The 20,181-nt window shown below is 55.3% G+C and carries 9 protein-coding genes; 5 read left to right on the top strand and 4 right to left on the bottom strand.

All coding sequences use genetic code 11. The features are described 5' to 3' along the window. The first annotated feature begins 17 nt into the window (after positions 1-17). The 4 genes from GSQ91_RS07600 (at position 18) to GSQ91_RS07585 (ending at position 8,282) form a co-directional block, all read left to right on the top strand. Positions 18-3,368, top strand: a complete 3,351-nt coding sequence (locus GSQ91_RS07600) for a TonB-dependent receptor (protein WP_158820744.1) — start codon at positions 18-20, stop codon at positions 3,366-3,368. 127 nt (positions 3,369-3,495) lie between these two features. Further along, positions 3,496-4,695, top strand: coding sequence for a CehA/McbA family metallohydrolase (locus tag GSQ91_RS07595; protein WP_158820742.1), 1,200 nt, complete (start codon positions 3,496-3,498; stop codon positions 4,693-4,695). Positions 4,696-4,709: 14 nt separating this feature from the next. Beyond that, a complete protein-coding gene (locus GSQ91_RS07590) occupies positions 4,710-5,897 on the top strand; it encodes a phosphatidylinositol-specific phospholipase C1-like protein (protein WP_254064410.1) in 1,188 nt (395 codons plus the stop codon). Positions 5,898-5,930: 33 nt separating this feature from the next. Continuing rightward, positions 5,931-8,282, top strand: a complete 2,352-nt coding sequence (locus GSQ91_RS07585; protein ID WP_371417093.1) for a GH92 family glycosyl hydrolase — start codon at positions 5,931-5,933, stop codon at positions 8,280-8,282. Positions 8,283-8,491: 209 nt separating this feature from the next. Here the strand turns inward: GSQ91_RS07585 and GSQ91_RS07580 are convergent, their stop codons facing one another. Then, complete coding sequence (locus GSQ91_RS07580) at positions 8,492-11,239, bottom strand: glycosyl hydrolase (protein ID WP_216845129.1); 2,748 nt, start codon at positions 11,237-11,239, stop codon at positions 8,492-8,494. 334 nt (positions 11,240-11,573) lie between these two features. Further along, positions 11,574-14,954 carry a carboxypeptidase regulatory-like domain-containing protein gene (locus GSQ91_RS07575; RefSeq protein ID WP_158820738.1) on the bottom strand — a complete coding sequence of 1,127 codons (3,381 nt, stop codon included), beginning with the start codon at positions 14,952-14,954 and terminating at the stop codon, positions 11,574-11,576. Positions 14,955-15,303: 349 nt separating this feature from the next. Here GSQ91_RS07575 and GSQ91_RS07570 point away from each other — a divergent pair, with 349 nt between their 5' ends. After that, the gene (locus GSQ91_RS07570; protein ID WP_158820736.1) at positions 15,304-16,641 is read left to right on the top strand and encodes a hypothetical protein; all 1,338 of its coding nucleotides are present in this window, start codon (positions 15,304-15,306) and stop codon (positions 16,639-16,641) included. Positions 16,642-17,836: 1,195 nt separating this feature from the next. On the opposite strand, the gene GSQ91_RS07565 is transcribed toward GSQ91_RS07570, so the two are convergent. Next, a complete protein-coding gene (locus GSQ91_RS07565) occupies positions 17,837-18,427 on the bottom strand; it encodes an AidA/PixA family protein (RefSeq protein ID WP_158820735.1) in 591 nt (196 codons plus the stop codon). Between the two features lie 234 nt (positions 18,428-18,661). Beyond that, a complete protein-coding gene (locus tag GSQ91_RS07560) occupies positions 18,662-19,183 on the bottom strand; it encodes an inclusion body family protein (protein WP_158820733.1) in 522 nt (173 codons plus the stop codon). Positions 19,184-20,181: the final 998 nt, after the last annotated feature.

Here is a 20,181-nt window from a genome sequence, read left to right as displayed (position 1 = left end):
AAAGTGAATAGGACAATATGAAAACTTTGTTATCGGAGACGCCGCACGCAATCTTGCAATCAGACAGGACACGAGAGAAGAGGCCTGTCCTGCGGTTGAATCTCATCGTCGTCCTGGTGTTCCTCCTTGCGATCACAGCGGTGCAGGTTTCGTTGGGTCAGGGAATCACTGGATCGATCACCGGAACGGTGACGGACCCCAGTGGGGCAGCGATCACCGGAGCAACCGTTACGATCTTTCAGGTTGGAACAAACGCAACACGAACCGTGACGACATCCGATGTAGGGTCCTACACGGTGACGCAGCTCGCTCCGGGCCATTACAACGTCAAGGTCGACAAGGCCGGATTCGATTCATCTCAGGAAAACAACATCACACTGGCGATCGATCAGGTTGCAAAGATCGACGCCAGGCTGAACGTGGGAGCGAATCAGCAGACTATTAGTGTGAACGCAGAAAGCCCGGTAATTCAAGCCGAAACATCTTCCGTCGGGCTGGTGGTCGATAGCTCCAGCATTAAGAACACGCCACTGAATGGTCACCTCAGCATTCTGGGTCTGCTGAATCTTGTCCCAGGAGTCCAGGACGTTGCCGCACAGGATCAGGTTCCGGTCCGTGGTGTCACACTCGCCTTCGGCACGAACCAGCGCAATTCTTACGGAGATGCCGGATTCACCTTCGACGGAGTCACCAATATGGAAGTCTCGCTGCAACGTGGATTAGGCGAGGTTCCGGCATTGGATGCTCTTGCCGAGTTCAAAGTCATCACCACCGGAGCTCCGGCCGAATTCAATCAACCTAATCAAGTCATCATCGTCAGCCAGAGCGGAGCCAACGCTTTCCATGGCGAAGCTCTCGAATTTAATCGCAGCCGAGGTACTGGCGCAAAACCCTATTACTTCGGACCCAGCTCCGCTGCGCCGGTCCGTCCCCCCTATCAACGCAACGAGTATGGGGGCAACTTCTCAGGTACTGTCTATATCCCCAAGCTATATAACGGTAAGGACCGTACCTTCTTTTTTGCCAGTTACGAAGGCTTTCACCTGACCCAGTCCAATCCGCTCACCAGCACCCAGGCTACGGCGGCTGAGCGCAATGGCGACTTTAGCTGCTTTCTTGCTGGTGGCAGCTGCGCCACCAGCGCGGCCGGCACTATCATCGTGAACCCGCTAACTGGCCAGCCTTTCCCTGGCAACAAAATCAACGTGCCGTTCAATCCGGTCGATGTTCAGTTGCAAAACCTGCTTATGCCTTCGTCGACAACGCAGACCACTGGCGTAAACACCTTTGAGCTTGTTCCTCATACAACGGAAGTGACTCGCTTCAATATCCGCATCGATCACAAGATCAGTGAGAAGGATCAGCTTCGAGGCTCGTGGCTTCGCGCATTTTATGGACCGTTCAAAGACGTGGCTACCCAGGGTGATGGATCCAGCCTCGCCGGCGGCGTAGCACGTGACGGCGAACACGACGATATTTTCGTGGCGGGCTGGACCCATACCTTCTCACCCAGCCTATTGCTCGACAGCTATGTCGCCTACCAGCATCTGCCGCTCTACCGCGACGCACAGAACTACCTGACAGACTTCGCCGCGATCATTCCAGGGCTTGGTCCACAGCTGCTCGAAGGTGCGCCATCCATAACGATCACGAACATCACACCCTTCTCTGAAGCCGGTTCGAAAAACCTCGAACAAACTTATCAGGGCAGCACGTCCCTCACCAAGGTCTTCCCGAGATACACTCTTAAGGCTGGCTTCACCTATCTCTTCGACGACGACTGGCAGGACAGCTCCCAGTCGCACGGTTCGTTCACCTTCACCGGCCAATACTCGGGAATTGCCTATGCCGACTATCTGCTCGGATATCCGAGCACGACGGGCAATGCAACTCCCAGCGACTATGTGGTTCGCTATAACTCAAGCCAATATGGCATGTACATCCAGGACGACTGGAAGATCCTGCCGAACCTGACACTGAACTATGGAATCCGCTATGACCTGCAGCGCTTCCATGACAATCCCTATGGTACGGAGTCGCTCTTTATACCCAGCGTGGGCAAAGTCGCGGTGTTCGCCGGCAGCTACCCCTCGGCAACCATTCCCGCATATGTTCCAGACACGGTACTTGCTCCTTCGATCGGTCTGCCGACCAGTATGTATGCCTATTTGGGCCAGCCTACCCATAACATAGCGCCTCGGTTCGGTTTCGCCTATCAGCTTGGTACGAAGACAGTAATTCGTGGAGCATTCGGGGTGTATTACAACCTGTTGCCTTCCTCCTATGTCGGCGGAGGATTCGACACGCTTCCCTTTGTCGCTGCGTTGAACTACACACAACCCGCTGGTACCGTGCCCGAGATCACAATGAATGCTCCGTTCGCCACCACGGCTTCGGTGCCAGCCAATCCTGCGACGATCTCGCAGCACAGCACTGTCACACCCTATACGGAGCAGTACAACCTGGCGATTGAACGTCAGCTTCCCGGTTCAATGTCGCTTCGGATCGGCTACGTAGGCCAGCGCACGATCCACCAGAACAACTATGGTGGTCCGGGTAACACGGCACCGGATATCAACTTCGCACCACCCGGACCGACCTCCGAACAGTCACGGCGTCCCTTTCAGCCGTTCTCCACGATCAGCGAAGAGTTCGCTCCGATCTACAACACCACGGGAAACTCGCTACAGGTTGGCGTGCACAAGCAGTACAGTCATGGATTCATGATCAATGCCGAGTACCAATGGATACGGGTTTTGGGCGTTGAAAATTATCAGAACCCGCAGACCATTGGCGACTCCTACGGAAACATCTCGAGCATTACTCCGCAGACGCTCGAGGTCAACTACGCCTATGAGCTGCCGATGGGCCATGGAAAAGCCTTCTTTGGCTCCGCCGGCAACCTTACAAATGGACTCGTGAGTGGATGGCAGATTGCGGGCATCACCGCATTCCAGACAGGACAGCCCTTCTCTGTCACTTACACGGCGCCGGGCTCCCAGGTCTATGGCGCAAGCGGCCGAGCAGATCGCGTTCCGGGCGTCCCTTTGTATCCGGCGCACAAGACCCTTGGGGAGTGGTTCAACACCGCAGCGTTCACCGCTCCTGCCCCTTACGCATTCGGCAATTCGGGCTACGACATGCTGTGGGGACCTCATTATCAAAACTGGGATATGAACCTGCAGAAAACCACAACCATTGGGGCGAGATACAAGATAGTGCTCCGCGCGGATGCCTTCAATATCGCCAATCACCCCAACTTCAGCGTCCCCAGTTCGGCCGTCAGTAACCCCGCTTCCAACGGAGTGATCTCGTCGGTGGTCAACGAAAACCGCACGATGGAGTTCGGAGCGAAGTTCAGCTTCTAAGCATCGATTGAGCATAGACATCAGGCTGCTCGAGCCGAAGCCGGCTCGGGCAACTCTGTGAGAACAATAACTGGTGGCATCGAGGAAGGACACAGGAGCCGCCTCGAGCTCTTCTGAAAGGAATGAAATGCGCTTTCATGTTTTTCTGGCGGGCCTGATGATGGCAGGGCTTCTCGGCGTTTCGGGTCAAGGTCAGACGGACCACACCAACCCTTGGACACCCGTTGACGTAGGCCCCCTGCCACCCATTGCCAGCCTTACCGATGGCATCTGGCTGAAGGGCGACCTTCATCTGCACTCCCGGCACAGTAAGGACTCTAGCAATAACTCCGAGGCTAAGATCATCTCCTTCGCCGAGTCTGTCGGAATGGACTATCTCTGTATCACCGACCATGACAATCATGTGCAGGGCGATGTCGCGCATAACACCTGGACCGATCCGGAGTTCAAGTCGAACACAGTGCTGCTTCTTTATGGCGCGGAGTGGACAACGACGCGAGGTCACGGCAACGCCTTCTCTGCCACGCCGTACGATCATCAGCGGCTTTACGATGTGCGCGACCAACGCGACATCGTGATTGAGGCGGTGAAGAAGGAGTTGGCGATTCATCTGTCGGCGAATCATCCCAGCGGCAAGGACCATTTCGGCTTTTCGTACGATCTGGTCGATTCAATTGAGGTCTGGAACTCTGCGGTCTGGGCGAAGAATGCCAACGCCATCATGATCTGGGACGACATGCTTTCGTCGGGCCGCAAGCTGACCGGGAGAGGTGGAAGCGACTCACATCATGGCACTCCAGACTCTCCCGATCTGGCGACCAAGAATACGTATCAGCGGCAGGTCAATTATGTCGGGACGCCTACGACCTGGGTATTTGCTAAGGGGCGGACGTTGCAAGCGATCGTTGATGCGCTGACCAATGGTCGCGTTGCCGTTAGTGCGAATCCCTATGCACCTCGTGTCGAGTTCTATGCCGATCTCGACCATGACGGCAAGATGGACATGATGATGGGCGACAACGCAAAGGCAACGGGCAAGCCGGTGAACTTCCGCGTTCAATTGACAGGAAATACGGTTGCCGGGGCGTCCTATACCGTTCATGTTGTGAAGGACGGCGACCCGTTCAGCACCTTGCAGGCCATTGGGGGTAAGACGACAACGGTCGAGTTCACCGATACCCCAAAACTTCTTGGGCGAACCTACTATCGAGTCGAGGTCGAGGGGCCGCAGACGACTTATCCGCAGGTTCCTGGATCGATGGCACTCAGCGGGAATATGGTTGGGTTGTCAAATCCCATCTACTTCAACTTCGACCCAAACTTTTAAGAGAGCTAAAGTTCATGAACCTACGAAATATCGATATGAAAAACATCCTTTGGGCCGCCTTGATCATCATCTTGCTCCCGTCCTGCGCCGTTGCACAGACCACTGCTTCTCAACAGGATCAGGTGGTTCATATCAATCAGATTCAGGTGATTGGGAGCCATAACAGCTACCACACGGGCGTTGCACCCAGCGAGCGCAAGCTGATCGAACAGCAGAATCCCAAGGCCATGCGCGAACTCGACTATGCTCATCCGCCTCTTGACGATCAGCTCAGCGGCGGCGTGCGCCAGTTGGAAATCGATGTGTATGCCGACTCCAAAGGTGGCAGGTACTCGCACCCAGCTATTGTCGATAAGGTTTCCCAGGCAGGACTACCTCCAGATCCCGACTTCGATCCGCAGCACGAGATGGATAAGCCGGGCTTCAAGGTGATGCATGTAATGAATTTCGATCAGCGCAGCTCCTGCCATACCTTCATCGCCTGCCTCACCATCATCCGTAACTGGTCACAGCAGCACCCGCACCATTTGCCCATCTTCATTCTGGTGGAGACCAAGCAAGGACGCCCGAACGCTCCAACAACTCCTGACGGCCCCGAACCCTTTACTTCGCGAACCTTCGACGCCCTCGACGCTGAAATCCGCTCGGTTTTCCAGGAATCGGAGATCATTACGCCAGACCAGGTTCGAGGCAGCTATGACACTCTGCCCGAAGCCATTCAGGCAACCGGTAAATCCGTTAGGGGAAGATCGGGTGGTTGGCCGACACTCGCCCGCTCTCGCGGCAAGGTCGTTTTTCTTATGGACCAGAAACCCGTCACGCCTGTCTATACCGCAGAGCATCTGGCACTTCGCGGCCGCGTCATCTTTACGAACGCTGAACCTGGCGCTCCAGACGCGGCTTTCATTGAAGAAAATACCCCGAACAAGGAACAGATCGACATGCTCGCGCGTGAAGGCTATCTGATTCGTACTCGCACTGATGACGGCACGGAAGAGGCGCGCAACAATGATTACACCCGCGCCAAAATAGCGCTATCCAGCGGAGCACAGATTCTCAGCACAGATTATCCGCCAGCCGAGCCGGCCAAGTGGTCTGGATTCTCTATTACCCTGCCGCACGGAGTGATTGCGCGCTGCAATCCGATCATCGCGCCATCGGGCTGCATAGACTCGCTGTTAGAGCCATCGCGCACGAAGTGAGCACCAGCAGGCGAAAGATACCTCGCTTCTATCATGGAGTCGTCGCTCTTCCTCCACCAACAAGGTCATTCATGGAAAGCCCTCTTTATGCAAAAGAACATATCCTCTGTATTCCATCGCTCGATGCTACTAGTCATCAGTGCTCTCGTGTTCGCGGTTTCTCTTCCCGCGCAAACGTCCATGGCCAAACCTTCGCAGGACTACACGCGCAACGTCGATCCGTTCATCGGAGTCGACTGGGGTGGCAATACCTTCGTTGGTGCCGCAAGCCCTTACGGCATGGTTAAGGTCGGTCCGGATATGGAGACCTTTGATGGCCGCAAATCCGGGTTCGGATACTCTAGCAACGGCGTCATCCTCGGCTTCTCCCATCTGCATCTCAGCGGAGCGCAAGGCAAGTACGGCAACATCCTTGTCGCACCAGTCACCGGGCCGCTCGTATTGAATGACATCAAGACTCCGCGCACCGATGAGGTTAACCACGTCGGCTATTACGCTGCGAAGCTCACGCGCTACAACCTCAGGGTCGAGCTGACCAGCAGTCGCCGCGTCGGTTTCCATCGCTACACCTTTCCTGCCTCGCAGCAGTCGCACATTGTCATCGACATCGCTCACGCACTCAGCCTTGGAACCGACTGGCAGGCACAGAAATTTCTCGGAGCGGAGATTCACCTCAGCTCTAATCATGAAGCTCAGGGAGTAGCGCGCTTCACCGGCGGCTGGAACCGGGGTGGCGAGTACCGGGTCTACTATTACATGGTGCTCGACACACCTGCCGAGACCACACAGACCTGGACCGGCAGCACTCTGAGCCCGTCTAAAGACGCCACTGTCGAAGCCAACACGCCGATTGGGGCATCGTTCGACTTCAGCACGAAAGCGAATCAGGTCATCCAGGCAAAAGTTGGCATCTCCTTCCTCAGCACCGAGCAGGCAAAGCAAAACGTGCAACAGGAGATTCCCGCTTGGAACTTCGCTGCAGTCCACGCCGCGTCTACCGCTCTCTGGAACAAAGAGCTATCCAAGCTCAATCTCTCCGGCGAAACCGACTCGCAGCGCCACCAGCTCTATACCGCCATGTATCACATCATGCTGATGCCCACGGATCGCACTGGAGAGAATCCTGACTGGAAATCGTCGGAACCTTATTATGACGACTACTACTGTATCTGGGATACCTTCCGCACCTCCAGCCCGCTGCTCACTCTCATCTCGCCAGACCGCCAGCGCGACATCATCCGCTCACTTGTCGACATCTACCGCCATACGGGCTACATGCCTGACGCGCGCAGCGGCAATGACAACGGCCGCACGCAGGGAGGATCGAATGCCAACGTTATTGTAGCAGATGCATATGTGAAAGGCCTCAAAGGCATCGATTATGAAACTGCATTCGCCGCTATGGTTCACGACGCGGAAGCGCCTCCAGCCGATCAGCAAAAAGAGGGCCGCGGAGGGTTGAAGGACTACAACGAAAAAGGCTACGTCACGCTGGCCGATGAACGCTCCGGCTCACGCACCGTCGAATACAGCTACGACGATTTCGCCATCGCTGAGGTCGCCTGCGGCCTCGGCAAAACAAAAGAAGCTGCACTCTACGCCAGCCGCACCCATAACTTCGAGCACTTGTGGGACAAGGACATGACAGCCGAGGGCATCAAAGGATTCCTACGCCCACGCAATCCCGACGGTACTTGGGCACCGCCTTATTTAGCCGTTCGCGGCACCTGGCCCGACTTCTTCTACGAAGGCGATATCTGGACGTACTCGATCTATGCTCCGCAGGACATGCGCCGTCTCATCGAGATGGCCGGCGGTAACATGGCCTTCGTCCACCGCCTCGACTGGACATTTCTTCGCGGTCACTTCGACGTCACCAACGAGCCCGGTTTTCTGCTCCCGGTGCTCTATAACTACGCAGGCCGCCCCGACAAGACCGCCGATGTCGTTCACATGATCCTCGAAAAGGCATTCATGGATACACGCGCTGGCATCCCCGGCAATGACGACTCGGGAGCCATGTCGAGTTGGCTTCTCTTCTCGACGCTTGGCATCTTTCCCATTGCCGGTCAGGATGTATACCTCATCAGCACGCCGAGCATCCCCGACGCCGCGCTCACTCTTGGCAACGGCAAGAAGATTCGTATCATCGCGAAGAACCTGGATTCGAACGGCCTGAACCGTTATGTGCAGTCGGCCACGCTGAACGGAGTTGATTTGAAGAACGCCTGGTTCCGCCATGCTCAGATCAAGGACGGCGCAACGGTAGTGCTAACGCTGGGCTCAGCACCTTCGAAATGGGGTATGACAACGCTGCCGCCTTCGATGAGCGACCCCAATTGGTCTATGTGTTCCGAATTGTACCCCGCCACTCTCGCACATTGAGGTTCGAAGAACTCCGCGCGAGTGCTCGGTCACTCCTTCTTGCGCTCCTTCTCTATCTGCTTGACAGCCTCCCTTGTGCCTTCTGCACTGCAATGGCACGTTGTTCTTGTGGTCTTTTATCGTGCGGTAGCCGTGCTTTCGCCTTCGAATCCTTCGCAAACTGGGCTGGGTTCTTTTGAGACTCTCCCACCTTACGGCTGGTTTGCGGATCAGTGAACTCGCAGCACCACATCGTGGATGAAACCGGCGGGGTAAGTTGGAGTATTTCTGCTCCAATCCATCGCGGTTCGGTTGTCTTTCATTGTCTTCACGTAATTTCCCAGTGTGGTGGTGAGACGAAGCTTTAGCTCGTTCTGTCCCTCTATCACTGCATGGCTGATGTCATAGGTCTGATTTCCAAACCAGCGTACTCCGAGTGAATGCCCATTCACCCATAGTTCAGAGACGCTGTGAAGCACGCCCAACTCGAGGAAGCATTCTCGCGTTGCATCGATCTGCACCTTCGTGGAGCACGTGATGGTGCCGGCGAAGCCGTCTAGAGCCGCGGTGAGTACAGGGTTTTTCCAGTCCGATACCGTTAGAGATACTGGCTTACCGCTGACTGGCTCAAGCTCCACCTGCCAGTCAGCTCGAAGTACACTGGTAGTTCCAGGGGAAGCGGCTGCGCTGGGAGGAACAGGTCTCTCGTTGCTTTCAGCGCTCCGGGACTCCAGGACGATCAGCATCGATGCCACGGGTCCCAACGTCAGTGTTAGAGTGCCCGCATCAGGCGCCCAGTGCAGCGGATGCCTTTCGCCCGTTTGCGGATCCCACAGCCACGCCTTGTAACCACGGGACACGGGAAACTCCGCCTGGAAAGTATGCGTTTGATCTCCGCTATAGTTAGCGAAGAAGAAGATCTCGCGCCCGGCTTGTCTGTAATGCACCTGGCTAAGAAAGTCTTTCGGTTCGCTCAGTAAAACATCCGGTGAAACGCTGAAGCGGCGCTGTAACTCTCTATACCAGGTCAAGAGCGATGCCACATCGACCTGTACCAGGACCGCCCTCTGTGGATACTTCTTTTGTAGTTCGCTCACCAGTGCAGCTACGGTGTCCGCTTCATGCTGTTCCGCCATACCGGCACTCTGCGTTGGAACTCGGTTCAGGAAGAATAGCGTGCCGCCGCCGGCGACGAAACGGGTGAGAGCTTTGGCTGTATTCGGAGCGAGGCGTTCTACTTCCGGTAATAACAGGGTTTTGTAGGATCGTTGCTGGTACTGCAGTTTGCCGCCCTTTATCTCGCTCCGGACAATGATGTCCTCTGTGATGTAGTCGCAGCCACTACCGTTCTGGTGGATGGCCTCCCAGAGCTCATAGAGGTAGGGCGGGTATGCCACCTGCGGGAACGGATCTCTTTGAAAGCCAAAGAGCGAGGCAAGGTCCGCTGTCGGCGGCAGGATTGCAATGTCTGCGTGCATCACACTATGCTGAAGCACGCTCGAAATCCTGGCTCGATACCCGGCCCACAGGTGAAAGTAGGGCCACCAGGTATTGTGTTCACTGAAGTACGTGCCATAACGTACCCACCCTGGGAACGGGATTTCGGGTGGGCTGTAGTTGAATCCATGAAGGATGCTCTGCGTCACACCGGAGAGGATGCTTTGGTCGCCTGCGGCCTTAATTCTGTTGAGCGAAACACCGAACGGATCATCCGTGTTCGTCATCTCTTCGCAGCTGATTAATTGCTTGCCCGACAGGTGCGCCGCAGACGACACGAACTTGTTGATCATCGTGTAATTGCGCCCGACCCGGTAGTCTGCAGCATCGAATGGCACAATCCGTTCGGAGCGGATCCAGGTTTCGCATTCAGGGATGTCGAGCATCGGCGATGCCGTCATAGCATCGCATTCGCTGCCATAGGCCTGCATACGCGACTTGACACCAAGCCGCGAACACCAGGCTGCGAAAGTGGCGACAAAGCATTCGTTGAAAAGTTCGCGGCGCAGCGTCTGGAAGTCATACCGCGCCGCCTCCACGTTTTTCTCGAATGCCTGAGCGAAGTGTGCGCCATAGTGACCGTCTACGGCGTTCCCCATTTCGCCCACTTTGAACAGAATAAATGGCAGCCAGGGCAACAGATCGTATCTGTGACGTTCCTGGAATGTCGCAGCCATATCGTTGCACCAGTTCGCTCCTTCCAGCTCAATGCTATCTGTGAAGAAAGCGCGCACATAGGGATGCAGGTCGCCAATCTTTGCAGTGAGAGCATCCGCAAGACGATTCAGGTAGCGTTCGACCGATGCCTTGTCCAGATGGTTGAGAACAGGGCCGTTCGCGCCCGGAGCTCCGTTGATCACGGCCATGTAGCCGGTGAGCTTCACCAAATAGTAGAGGACATGTTTTCCTTCTGGGATTTCGAGGACGATCCGCTCTTCGCCGGTCCGATCGTTCAGATTTGTCACCTGCTCGAGAGTGTTGAGCTCATATGGCGCGAGCATAAGGCTGAACAGCTCTTTGAGAGCGCCTGCTTGCGGCGAGACGAGCGCGGGGCTAACGTCTGCAAGCAGCTCTGCTCGCGTTACTTCCAGACGGGTTGGTCCTGTCACATCGCGCGTCCCAAGAGCAACCATCTGGGACTGGTCCTCTCGGGTGAGAAATTCGCCACCGAAGGGCCAGCCAGAGCCGACGATCATGTCGCAGGTCATGTCGCGCTCCCGCGCACCTTTCAGTACGACCTCAAGGACATCGATCCATTCGCCACTCAGCCACTGCAGCGGTCTTATGTCCATTGCTTGAGCATCATTGGGAAACTTGATGGGGTTGATCTCCACCCCACCGATGCCCGCGGCCTTAAGGACATCCAGCTCGCGCAGAAGCTCACTGCCGATAACGCGATCGCCGTTCCACCACCACCGCACCATAGGCCGGTATCGCATCGACGGATCCACAAACATCTGGAAAGGCGAAGCGTCCGGCATACCGGGCGAAGTCTCCAAAATGTTGCTATCCGCATGGAGCATGGTCGGGCCAGCAAGTGTGAAGGCACCTGATGTAAACGACGCCAGACGGAGGAACTCTCTGCGATGCATACCTTGACCTCGGAACATTGGGAATGACTAGTCGTGCTTTCACCACGATCGTATAACTGTAACTCGACATACAACGCGAGTTGGACAAGACGCTCTCAGTCGAAGAAACTCCCGATCGCTTGGATCACTGTCGGGACCGATGCAAAGGCTGCTTGATTTCTTTTGTTGAAAATGGCCCACCCTGGGGAATCGTTCATCCCCAGGGTGGTGCGCCGCTCCTTTGTTAGAAGGAGAGCCGCCCAACGATCTCCATGATGCGCGGATCCGCAGGACTATTCACTACTCCGGGATCGGGGTCGTTCGGTCCAATACCGGTGTTTACGCCAGTGAAGGTGGGATGATTGGCAACATTGAACGCCTCCGCACGAAATTGAAAGTTCACTGCTCCTCGAATGGGAAAGGTCTTATAGAAAGCCGTGTTGAACCCGACCTGCCTCGGTCCGCGAATGGAACCAACCGACGCGTCTCCAAAGAAGCCGTAGGCCGGAACAGCATAGGCGCTGGGATTGAAGATCTCGTTGCGGTTGTCGCTGTTGTGCAGCGGTCCAACCAGGTTCGGCCTGGAGGCCAGCGAGGTGTCCGGTGCCGAAAGGCCCGGCGTCAACGCAAAGCCGCTCTCCAGAAGCGCGATACCCGACACGGACCATCCACCGATCAGCTCTCCCTTCCATCCGGTCGTTGCATGGGTGAACGGCAACGCATAAATAACATTGCCGCTGAAGATGTGTGTACGGTCGAAATTTCTCGGACCGTATTCGCAGGTGAGGCAATAGCTGTTCTGATCGGTGCTGTAGGACGTCCGGTAATCACTGCCGCCATTTGCATCGCCCATGGCCTTGCCATACGTGTAGTTCAGCGTGGTCTGCCAGCTCTTGCGCTTCAATCTGAACTGCGACTGGAGAGAGTTGTAGTTGTCGTTCCCGACAAAGACATACTCATTGATGCTGCTGATCCCCTGGTACGGCCGAAGATAGGCGGAAGAGACCACATTTGTATTGAGACAGGGATCGAAATCATACACAGCCGATGGCGCCTGTCCCTTCGCCAGACAGCTCAGAGAATACGGCGTGCTGGTAGGTTTCACCTGGTTCTGGTCGGTATCGACCCGGAGATGCCGTCCTAACGATCCGGCATACCCCACCTGAAAGATCGCGTCGGGGAACACCTCGCGCTCTACGATAAGACTGAAGTTCTGTATCTGCGAAGCCCGGAAGTTTGTATTCATCTCCACCAGCGCCTGCGGAGTGGGTACCGCTACCTTCTCCGCACCTGCTGTGGGATCTTCAATGGTCCCAGAGATGAAGTCGACGTTGGCCACACCCGGAGGATTGGAGGTAAGGGCATCGGCGATTCGGAACGGCACGCGTGTGTAGCCCATTCCATAGCCACCATGAATCGAGGTGCGGTTGTCACTGGTGAGAGCGTAAGCGAACCCTACCCGCGGGGCCGGATAAATCGTGTTGTTGTGATAAAAGCCTCGCGGCACGCCGGGTGTCGTATTGAACACCAGCCCGTTGTCTAGATCCGCAACCGTTCCCAAGGCGGTAATAGGGACTCCGGAGGCATTCGCTTCGAAGGCCCCGGCAGGAGTTACCACCGGCGCAACGGCGGCATTGAACTGCGCTGGAGCAAACGTCGAGGTTGCGCTGTTCTGGCCCGTCAGCCAGTCCGGAGAATAGTAAAAGAAACGCGTTCCGGCGTTGATGGTCAGCCGAGGGGTCGCCTTCCAGTCATCCTGTATATAGAACTCGGTTGAACGATAGTGAGCACTGTAGTGCGGCTTGGCGCTGTCCTGGGTGTAGCCGTCATGCAGACCCAGCAGGAAATCCGCGGCGCCGCTTCCGGTATACGCTCCTCCGAAGCCCATATTGCCCCACGGCTCATTCGTGGTGATTTGGTTCTTGATTCCGAAGATGTAAAACCCGCCGATCTGCAGGCTATGCTTCCTCAGCACCAGACCGAAATCGTCATTGATGATGCCTTCGCCATCGCTCGCGTTCACCGGTCGCGACCCGGGTCCAAATCCTTCATACCCGCCGATGCTGATATTCGGAATGGTGTTCGTCGTATTGGCGTTGGGATAAAAATACGCGATCTGCACGCCCGCAGGAATCGTGGCGGCGGTGGTGTGAAGCCTCGGCTTGTCGAAGGTTTCGGCGACCGATGCGGTATTAACTATGTTCGACCCAAACGTGGACGTAAGGCGCATCATCATATTCAGACCGCTGGTAAAGGTAGAATCGGAAATCGTCGTAGCCCCCGGCGCAAAGTCATTTACCTCCTCATACATGAATCGCGCCGTCAGTTGTTCCGTGGGCGTGAATTCGTGATCGATGCGGTAATCGTGGTCTATCTGGGAAAAAGTGCTCGGAGCGTAATTGATGTAGTTGAAGGAAGGGTTGCTGGCATTTTCGGTCGGCTCAAATGCGTTGAGCAGCGTGAGTGCATCCTTATCGATACAACTGGGATTCAGGGTCGAGGCAGAGGCAATACAGTTTGTCTTGCCTTCTGCCGCCAACAGACTTTCTCCCTGTGCCGTCAGCGTAAGTCCCGCGGTCGGCAAGCCGATGCTTCCCGCCAGATTACCCGTGCGCATAGCCTTCGTGATCACGAAGGCCGTAGCGGTATTCCCCGTTGTCTTGGCCCACCATTCGTCCGAGGCAAAGAAGAAGGTCTTCTTTTTACGATTCCCGTTGTATAGCTTGGGGATTTGCAGCGGGCCTCCAAAACTAAAACCGTAGATGTTCTGGTGCAGCGCGGTCTTTACGCCTTCACTGTAATAGTCACTGGCGTCCATCGCATCGTTCCGGAAATAGTCCCAAACCGTTCCATGGTAGGATTCCGTACCGCTCTTGGTATCGACCAGGACCGTGCTGTTGGAGGCCGTGCCATAGCGTGCGCTGTAGTTCGCCTTCAATATGGTGAATTCGGAGATCACATCCATCGATGGCGAAATGTTGAGGTTGATGTAGTTTCCGGTGTTCATGTTGTAAACACCATCGATGGCGTAGGTCGTATCATCCGTGCCGGTGCCACCGATGGAGAGCGTCGTCGTAGAGCTCAGGCCACCACCGGAATATTGACTGTTCCCATTCGTGTTGTTGACTCCCGGGTTTAACGTCGCCAGAGACTGGAAGTTCCTTCCGTTCACGAGCAGTGTCGAGATCTCCTTGGAGTCGATGGTTGAGGAATCTTCCGAGGTCTCTGTCTTCACCTGTAGAGCATTGGCCTCCACCGTGACGGCGTCTTGAGCTCCTCCGACTGTCAGCCGTTCGGATACATCTCTTCGCTGACCGGGATCCAGATGAATGTGCTGTATCGTGAAGCTCTTGAACCCATCCAGCCGGATGAGGACGGTGTAGTCTCCGCTCGCCAGCGCTTCGTTGGAAAAGAAACCCTGGCTGTTTGTTGTCAGGGTGTTGCTCGCTCCGGTTTGCTCATTGCTGACCGTCACGGATGCTGCGGCCAGAGATGCCCCGCTTGGATCGTTAACCGTTCCGAAGATCGCACCGGTATCGGCGCTCTGGGCGAATGCCAAATGCACAGACAAGGTGAGCAACAAATACATCAGGAACCGTGCGGCAGCCAGCTTTCTCAAGATCATGACCTCTCCAGTAAAAACTTCGTTCGTGGACCGTTACCCGGCCCAATGGGCCGGGAGTATTCCAGGCGTGAAATAATTCCTTGTCGCTGCTCTTCGCCTCTTTTCCTCTCCTTCTTGCCGATCGGCGAAGGAAGTGTCTTCAGGGTTGCGCAGGGGTAGGAACGTTGAAGTCAGTAGTAGCAGTGCTGGATAGGTGTAGTCAGGTCAAATCACACAGAAGGTTTGTCGCGCAACATCGCGCAACATCAGCACACATCGCTCGTTTCAAAAGACTTATCGGTTTTGTATCGCTGTCGGCTTCACCGAACTTTAACCCGGATACGATGTACTGGATAGGAGCACTCACCCTATGCCCGACCTGATCGCCAACAATGAGGAGAAGAATTTGTTGGCCGGCGATCCTATGAAGGAGGATGCGCGGTGGCAGCTGGTAAAGCGGATCTCCGTCTCAGCCGCCTTCGTCAGATCTCCGCGGCTGGCGCACCTGCTGCTTTATCTGGGCGAGCAGGCCATCCTGAACCGCAAGTACCTGCTCACAGAGCAGAGCCTCGCCTCCGCGGTCTTCGATCGCAAAACTAACTTCGATCCGGCGGCCGATACGATTGTCAGGTCGCAGATGGTACGCCTCCGGCAAAGACTGGAGGACTACTTCCGTGACGAGGGCCACGCCGAGCATCTCCGGGTCTCCATTCCCAAAGGCGGATACGTTCCCGTCTTCGAGGCGGTCCCTCTCGCTCCTGCAAAGGAGCAACCGGAGCCTTTGACCGAACCGCCTCCCATTCCGGATGAACCGCAGTTCAAGACAGCCGCGGATACAGAAGCACCGCGCCGCACTATCCGGCGGCTCCGCTTCACCTGCATCGCGCTGTTAGGGTTCAGTCTGGCCCTGTGCCTCCTTCTCTTCATCCGAAGATCGGCACCGCTGGTCGAGGGAAGGCGCGAGAGCCCAGCCGCGCATCGCTTCTGGAAAAAGCTGTTTGACGAGAACCAGAAGACCACCATCGTCGCTGCCGATAGCGGAATCGTCATGCTGCACGGAGGAACGGGGCAGAACACCAACCTGTCCGAATATCTGTCCCGCAATTTCAGCAGGGAACTCGCGGTCGTCTCCGCGGAACGCCAGAAAGAATTGCTGTTCGACGCCAGCCGCCGCTACACCTCCTTCGTCGATTTGGAGTTGATTGAACGACTCTCTCATCTTCCCGAAGCCGTCTCCAGCAACTACAACATCCGCTTCGCGCGCGACATCACCGCCGACGATCTCAAGCAGGGCAATGTCATCCTCTCCGGCTCGCAGGACGCCAACCCCTGGATCGAGCTCTTCGAACCGGAGATGAACTTTGTCCTGAACATCGATCTGACCCACGGCCTGCACGGTTTCACGAACCGTAACCCGCAGCCCGGTGAGCGCCCCTTCTACTCGGCTACTCAGGCAGAGTACGGCGTTCTCGCCTTTCTGCCGAACCTCAGTCGAAACGGAAACGTGTTGATTGTCGAGGGAACGTCCGTTGCCGGAACCGAGGCCATAAGCGATTTCCTCTTCATGGACAGTAACCTCGAACCCTTCCTTCGCAAGATCACTCGGAAGGATGGAAGCATTCCAAAATTCGAGATTCTGCTTGAATCGAAGTCTCTTAATGGCAGCGCCTCGCGCTCCCGCATTGTCGCCTACCGGACATACGGGTAGACCGATCCCGCATCTACGTCGGACAATATCTCACCGAACTGCCTCCAAGAGACGTTTTTGGAACGCAAGCTTCACGAATCAATCGCCCTGTCCCGAGCCCTTCTGGAAGGACAGATGGAAAGGCAAAAGCCAAAAAATCTAAATCTTCGATGCAAGGGAAAAAACAAGATTCTGCCTGAGCCGTTTTAGAGCCGGGCAGCGGAGCAATACAAGGACTGATTGGGATGAGGTGTAGCTATTGTCACTTGCCGTCGATTCCTTTGGGCACTCGCTCAGGGATAATCCGATGTTTTCGAGAACTCCCTTCGAAAGGAGAGGAACGAAAGTGGGCACATGCTGTAGTTATCGCTCACTAGCCTTAGTGTGCGCCACGACATCGTACCTTGCAGTAAAAGACGGCGACGTGAAGTTCTGGGTGTTATAGCTCGTTGAAGACGTTATGCTGTATCTGTTCGCGGCAGCACCACTTGTGCATGCTGTAAAAATGAGGGCGGTACCCGATGCAGCAGCTTCCGCCGAAAATCGGGCGGTGCGACTGAATTTGAACCTCTTCGCGTGTTCAATGAGAATCCGTGGTGGATGCGCCACACATTCGAGAAAGCTAGTTGCTTATCCGCAACACTTACCAAAAAGGCCAGTGGGCCTGTTGCGGTAATGACCGCAAAGTTCCAGAGACTTTCAACTCGTCTGGTCTACACTGTCATGCGCCTGCGAGTTGATCGAACCACAGGAAACAAAGAATGGGGCCGGCGTGCATTGGATGCTCAGCGTCTGGGGCTTTATCTTTGGACGCGAATACGAGCTAATAGAAGGAGAAGACTAACCTAGCTGTTGCTTGTCGCATTATCTGGCACACATCCGAGTTGATTATTTGGCGCAGCAGCTGCGAATCGTGGTGAGAATGTGTGGGGTAGGGCATATTCCTACCGGAATTTTATGCTTCCGGACGGTTCTCGAGATCAGCGGGGCACGTCAGGAACGATAGTGTGCCAGATAATCCGAACAACTGAATCTTCACTGTACAAAACATCCGGCTGACCTGCCAATTCGGAGTGGCAAATCGCAGCCGTGGATGCCTGCCAGTTTGTCTTGTCTCCACTGGAAAATTCGAACTGGGCTCTCCATCCGGTAATGCCAGCAGGCCCTTTCCCGTAGCCATATGGCCGTCTGTTCGTGAAAAGCTCTGGGGATTTTATCAACCTTGTGCCGTAATTTTCAGGTTCCAGGAAAAGTAACCATAGAGGGTGAGCTGTCCGATGTTTAGATCCCGGATATGGAGTGCAAACTTCATATCATATCCTTCTGTTCCTGCCGCAATTACACTCGCTTGATGAAACTCGAATGTATGAGTCGCAATTTGGGCAGGCAGCGGTTCCAATGTTGAATTTGGCGCCACAGTAGACTGCTGGACGTTTTGGTAATCAAAGTCGCTGAGTACCTGGGTGCGCTCGATTCGCGCTATACCGTAGAGCAGGACAGCATCCTCGAAGTTATCGGATCCTGATATTGCGGACACGTACACGGTATCGCCCGCGACGGCCGCCATACGAACCTCCCCCGTTCTCTGTCCAGACTCAACTTTGGTCCCCGTAGCGATCAGGAACCCCTTGTCTTGAGAGATGCTGGTAGGGCGATGTTGATCTTTACTGGGATCAGGATAGTTTGCCATGACAGCATCCGTATCGATCACGATCAGCATCCATGCTGCAGGCGACTGCACGGGCGCGCCGTGCCTGTCCTGGACAACCTTACTTTGAAGGTCTCGATCCTGGCTGTCGTCTCCCATATACCCTCCTTTGAGCTTTTGTCTCGAAATTGGCGCACGATAATGTGGCAGGCACGCATACCGTTTTGCCCTGGGATTCAGATAGTTTGCGTCCTTGACGTTGTCCGTATCCGTCGCAGAACCAGATGGAAGGCTGCTGCCTGAGCACGCCATATGTGCTCGGGCAGCAGCCTGCTTCTGGAGTTCTCTTCGGTAGTTGTGGTCCACTACCTCGAACTAACCCTGACGGGCTTTTCAGCCCGCGACGGTGATCTGTGGATCCCACCAGTAGTACCCGTAGAGGACAGGTTGCCCTGTGTTTTGATCACGGGTGTAGAGGCCAAACCTCACTCCATAACCTTCTGTTCCCTTCTTGATGATGCTGGCTTGGTAGAACCAGAAATCCTCATCCGCGATTTTGGCAGGCAACGGCTGCGTTGGAGAGTTTGGTATCACGGTCGACTTCGTAAAGTTTTGGTATTGAAAGTCGCTGGTCACCTGGTCGCCACTGAATCGAGGCAATCCGTAGAGCAGGACTGCATCCTCGAAATTGTCGGAACCCGATGTTGCGAAGGCGCGTAGTGTGTCGCCGACCAGAGCGGTAATACTCAGGTCCCCCGTTCCCTGTCCGGAGTTGATTTTGGTCCCAGTGGCAACCAGGTACCCCAGGTCGTGAGCGATGCCAGTCGGGTTATTCGGGTCCGTGCTGCCTTTAGAATATTGCGACTTGACCCTATCCGTGTCGATCGCGATCAGAATGTTGATTGTTTTGCTCATGACAGTTTTCCTTTCGAGTGATTGTGCAGCGCCCTCTACGATTGGTCCGTGTAAGGGAGAGGGCTCGGTTTTGGGTTTAGCTGCAAATTCATCTCGCAGCCGCCGTTGAGGCTGGCAAATGGGGAGTGCAGTTTTTGCTTCCCACATTCACGCAGCCCGTTGCGAATTTCTCCGGCGTCAGGGACTCCAACGCACTGAGTGAGCGCACCTGGTTGTAATCGATCCACCCGCATTCGATGGTTTATTGCGGCCCGATAGTCCTCACCGGTTAGGCGAGGCTGTTTGGGCCGAACCAAGTTTGTTGCTCTGTATTGTTAAGCGGAAACTCTTCAGGATCGGGATCAGTCTTTTTGCTTTTTCTTTATCTAAATTTTCCTCGCTACGTCTTCGCGTGTTCAATGAGAATCCATGGTGGATACGCCACACAGTCGAGAAAGTTAATTGCTTATCAGCAACACTTATCAAAAAGGCCAGCGGGTCTGTTGCGGTTATGTCCGCAAAGTTCTAGCGACTTCCAACTCGTCATTCAGTGCAGCTTGTTTTTCCCTTGACGCTGAATTCTTTGATGCGCATAATTGCTCCCTATGCGATGTTGCTAGGGTCTAGAGCCAGGTTGAAATATCTAAACCGGAAGAAGACATTTCGTGTCCCCATACCGCCCTCTTCGCAGATCCAAGAGACAGACAACTAGCAGGCAGCAGATTGGCTTTTGCATTTGATTTGCAGAGGGTCGCATCGTGTCTACCAGGATGGCGTGCGAAGAGAATCACCAGAACATACGCTCCAAGCCACTGTGCTGGAAGTGCAGTCAACCACGGACCCGACCGAAATGCACGCAAGCACGGGAGTGCGGCCATCAGGATATCGGGGAAGGCTTCCCTCGTCTCCATGCGTGCGTACTCATGGCAGCGCTTCCAGGCGCCAAACAGGCTGGGAAAGTGAGAAGAGCGGCAGCACCAAGGTAGAAACAATGGACGAAGGGATATCAATTTCACGAG

This window comes from Granulicella sp. S156 (genome assembly GCF_009766105.1).
In the GTDB taxonomy this organism is placed as follows: domain Bacteria; phylum Acidobacteriota; class Terriglobia; order Terriglobales; family Acidobacteriaceae; genus Granulicella.
The sequence above is the reverse complement of the archived record's forward strand: the minus strand, read 5'-3'. Positions and strand labels throughout refer to the sequence as shown.